General features: G+C 66.1%; 4 protein-coding genes and 1 pseudogene. All 5 read left to right on the top strand.

What is annotated here, in order from left to right; translation table 11 throughout:
• The coding region (locus tag EOA75_RS29585; RefSeq protein ID WP_127325810.1) for a peptidyl-prolyl cis-trans isomerase at positions 1-1633 on the top strand (1633 nt) is incomplete at its 5' end.
• Positions 1630-2640: an anthranilate phosphoribosyltransferase gene (trpD, locus tag EOA75_RS29580; RefSeq protein WP_067319924.1), complete on the top strand. Its 1011-nt coding sequence runs from the start codon at positions 1630-1632 to the stop codon at positions 2638-2640. The genes EOA75_RS29585 and trpD, both read left to right, overlap by 4 nt.
• Before the next feature lies 1 nt (position 2641).
• Positions 2642-3457, top strand: a complete 816-nt coding sequence (gene trpC / locus EOA75_RS29575) for an indole-3-glycerol phosphate synthase TrpC (protein ID WP_206517058.1) — start codon at positions 2642-2644, stop codon at positions 3455-3457.
• A gap of 2 nt (positions 3458-3459) precedes the next feature.
• Positions 3460-3939: a cyclic pyranopterin monophosphate synthase MoaC gene (gene moaC, locus EOA75_RS29570; RefSeq protein ID WP_095825377.1), complete on the top strand. Its 480-nt coding sequence runs from the start codon at positions 3460-3462 to the stop codon at positions 3937-3939.
• A gap of 1 nt (position 3940) precedes the next feature.
• Positions 3941-4328: pseudogene (locus EOA75_RS29565) on the top strand (molybdopterin molybdenumtransferase MoeA); the annotation flags it as partial.

The raw sequence follows: 4328 nt of genomic DNA, 5'->3' as shown, positions 1-4328 counted from the left end.
CAACCAGGTCCTGGCGCAGCTCGTCTCCGGCGCCGTTCTCGACGAGCAGGCTCGCAAGCTCGGGCTTGGCCTTTCCAAGGACCGGCTGGCCGAGCTGACGCGCGAGGATCCGGCCTTCAAGGGTCCAGGCGGCCAGTTCGACCGCAGGACCTTCGAATATCTGCTGAGCCAGATCGGCATGCGACCCGAGGACTATCTGAAGAACCGCTCGCAGGTGGCGGTCCGCCAACAGATCGTCGAGGCGATTTCCGACGGCCTCAAGGCGCCGCAGACCTTCCTGAAGGCGGTCGCGCTCTATCGCGGCGAGGACCGCACGATCGACTATCTCGTCCTGCCGAAGACACTCGTCCAGCCGATCGAGGCGCCGTCCGACAGCGCGCTGAAAACCTATTTCGAAGCCAACAAGAAGAACTACGCCGCGCCGGAATACCGCAAATTCTCCTATATCCGGCTTGAGCCGCAGGACATCATGGACCCGACGGCGGTCACCGATCAGCAGGTCGCTGACGACTACAACAAGAACAAGGCGCGCTATACGACGCCCGAAATGCGCACCATCGAACAGCTGGTGTTCAAGACGCCGGACGCGGCCAAGGCGGCATTTGACTCCCTGAAGGCCGGCGCCACCTTCGACAAGATCGTCACCGCAGAGGGCAAGACGCAGGCCGACACCGTGCTCGGCACGCTGGCAAAGGACAAGATCGCCGACAAGGCGGTGGCCGACGCAGCCTTCTCGCTCAACGTCAACGAGGTCAGCCCGGTGGTTCAGGGCGCCTTCGGCCCGGTGCTCTTGCGCGTCACCGAGATCAAGCCGCAGGTGGTGAAGCCGCTTTCGGAAGTGTCCGACCAGATCCGCAAGGATCTTGCGCTCGGCGAGGCAAGCCGCGTCCTGCTCGACGTCCACGACAGCTACGAGGACACCCGCGCTTCCGGTGCCTCGCTTGCCCAGGCGGCCGACAAGCTAAAGCTCAAGGTCGTCACCATCGACGCCATCGACCGCACCGGCCAGCGGCCGGACGGCACGATCGTCAACGACCTGCCGCAATCGGCGGACCTCATCAAGGCCGTCTTCGAGGCCGAGCCGAACACCGAGAATGAAGGCCTGACCACTGCCGCCAACGGCTTCGTTTTCTATGAAGTCCAATCGATCACGCCGGCGCGCGACCGCACGCTGGACGAGGTTCGCCAGAAGGTGGTGGCCGACTGGACCGCGGCCGAGACCGACAAGCGGCTCACCGCCAAGGCCGGGGAGTTGGAAAAGCGCCTCAAGGCCGGTGCGACGCTCGACGTGATCGCGGGCGAGCTTAAGCTCGAGAAGCAGACCAAGCGCGGCCTGAAGCGCGAAGCCGACGATGCCGATTTCGGCAAGGAGGGCGCGGCGGCCATGTTCGGCGTCGGCGAAGGCAGCACGGGCCTGATCCCCTCGCCCACCGGCGACGGTCAGATCCTGTTCAAGGTTGCCGAAGTCTTCGAACCTGCCGGTGCCGATGGCAGCTCTGTCCCGGAAGACGCGCAGAAATCTTTCAGCGCCGGCATATCCGACGACCTGCTCGATCAGCTGGTGGCGCAGCTGCAGTCGCAATATGACGTTCGTATCGATCCGGCCGCCGTTTCCCAAGCACAGACACGATGAGCGCGCTTAAGACATATATCGCCAAGGTCGCGACCGGCACCGCGCTCTCCTTCGAGGAAGCGCGCGAGGCCTTCGACATCATCATGTCGGGCGACGCGACGCCGGGGCAGATCGGTGGCTTCCTGATGGCGTTGCGCGTGCGCGGCGAAGCCGTGAGCGAGATCTCCGGCGCGGTCGCCACGATGCGCGCCAAGATGCTCCGCGTCGAAGCCCCGCGCGGCGCCATCGACATCGTCGGCACCGGCGGCGACAATTCGCACTCGGTGAACATTTCGACCGGATCGGCATTCGTCATCGCCGCCGCGGGTGTTCCGGTGGCCAAGCACGGCAATCGCGGCCTGTCCTCGCTGACCGGCGCGGCGGATGTGCTGATGGCCCTCGGCGTCAAGGTCGACATCGCACCGGAGACGATCGGCCGCTGCATCCAGGAGGCCGGCGTCGGCTTCATGTTCGCGCCAGCGCATCATCCGGCGATGAAGCATGTCGGTCCTGTCCGGGGCGAGCTCGGCACGCGCACCATCTTCAATCTGCTCGGGCCGCTGTCGAATCCAGCCGGCGTCGGCCGGCAGATGGTTGGCGTCTTCCTGCCCGAATGGATCATGCCGGTGGCTGAGACGCTGAAGGCGCTGGGTACCGATCATGCCTGGATCGTGCACGGCGACGGTTATGACGAGATCACCACCACGGGCGAGACGCAGGTCGCAGAGCTCGCCGGCGGCGAGATCCGCACCTTTACCCTCACTCCGGAAGCGGTCGGACTGAAGCGGCATAACAAAGAGGATCTGCGCGGCGGCGAAGCGGCCTACAATGCCAAGGCATTGCGCGATATGCTGGGCGGCGCTGCCGGCGCTTATCGCGACACCGTGCTGATGAATGCCGGCGCCGGGCTGGTGGTGGCCGGCAAGGCGACGACGCTCGGCGATGGCATCGAGGCAGCAGCGCAGGCCATCGACAGCGGCCGGGCGCTCGCGGTGCTCGACAAGCTCATCGAGATTTCGAACGGTTAGAATTTTGTCCGATATCCTGCGCAAGATAGAAGCCTACAAGCGCGATGAGATCGCCGCCGCAAAGCTCAGCGCGCCGCTTGCCGAGGTCAAGGCGAAGGCCAAGGATGCGGAACCCCCGCGCAGCTTCCTTGCGGCGCTTGAGGCCAAGCGGAAGGCCGGCGGCTTCGCGCTGATTGCGGAGATCAAGAAGGCCAGCCCTTCCAGGGGCTTGATCCGCGCCGACTTCGACCCGCCGGCGCTCGCCAGGGCCTATCAGCAAGGCGGTGCTGCCTGTCTTTCGGTGCTGACCGACGCACCGTCCTTCCAGGGCGCGCCCGGCTTTCTGACCGCAGCGCGCGCCGCCGTTGGCCTGCCCGCCCTGCGCAAGGATTTCCTCTTCGACCCGTATCAGGTTCATGAAGCCCGCGCCTGGGGCGCGGACGCGATCCTCATCATCATGGCGAGCGTCGACGACGCCTTGGCCAGTGAATTGGAAGTCACGGCCTTCGATCTCGGCATGGACGCGCTGGTCGAGGTGCATGACGAACAGGAGATGGAACGCGCGCTTCGCCTCTCGTCGCGGCTGATCGGCATCAACAACCGCGATTTGAGAACCTTCGAAACCAGCCTCGACGTTTCCGAGAGGCTTGCCGCCATGGTCCCGGACGACCGGCTGCTGGTCAGCGAGAGCGGCATCTTCACCCATCAGGACTGCCGCCGGCTGGCAAAGAGCAAGATCGGCACCTTCCTCGTTGGCGAAAGCCTGATGCGGCAGGCCGACGTGGCCGCCGCGACCGCCCTTCTGCTGACGGGCAAGGCGCCGGCCGAGGCCGTTTGAGGATGCCCGCGCTTACGCATCTCGGCGCCAAGGGCGAAGCCAACATGGTCGATGTCGGCGGCAAGGCCGAGACGACGCGCACGGCCATCGCCGAAGGGTATGTCACCATGCAGCCGGAAACGCTGGAGATGATCCTGGCCGGCGACGCCAAGAAAGGCGACGTGCTTGGCACGGCGCGCCTCGCCGGCATCATGGCGGCCAAGAAGACGCATGAGCTCATCCCGCTTTGCCATCCCCTCCTTCTCACCAAGGTTGCCGTCGAGATCGAGCCCGATCGCGCGCTTCCCGGCCTGAGGGTCACCGCGCTTGCCAGGGTTACCGGCAAGACCGGGGTCGAAATGGAGGCGCTGACCGCGGCGTCGGTTGCCTGCCTCACCATCTACGACATGGCCAAGGCAGCGGACCGCGCCATGGCGATTTCCGGCATCAGGCTGGTCGAGAAAACCGGCGGCAAGTCGGGCGACTACAAGGTAGGTCCTTAGCATGGCTTTGCTTCCGGTCGCCGAGGCGCTCCAACGCCTGTTGGACGGCGCGACCGCGCTGCCAGGCGAAAGCGTGCCGCTGGCCGACGCGTCCGGCCGGGTGCTGGCCGACCCCGTGGTGGCTCTGCGCACCCAGCCGCCCTTCAATGCGTCGGCGATGGACGGCTACGCCGTACGGGCCGCCGACGTAGCCTCGGCGCCGGCCCGGCTCTCCGTGATCGGCATGGCCCCCGCCGGGCGTGGCTTCACCGGCTCTGTCGGCAAGGGCGAGGCCGTGCGCATCTTCACCGGCGCGCCGCTCCCCGAAGGCGCCGATACCATCGTTATCCAGGAGAATGTCCGCGATCTCGGCGGCGGCGGCATCGAAGTGACCGAGCCGACCGTGGAGG

The sequence above is a fragment of the Mesorhizobium sp. M1A.F.Ca.IN.022.07.1.1 genome (genome assembly GCF_003997575.1).
GTDB lineage: Bacteria > Pseudomonadota > Alphaproteobacteria > Rhizobiales > Rhizobiaceae > Mesorhizobium.
This window is presented reverse-complemented; position numbering and strand designations above follow the sequence as displayed.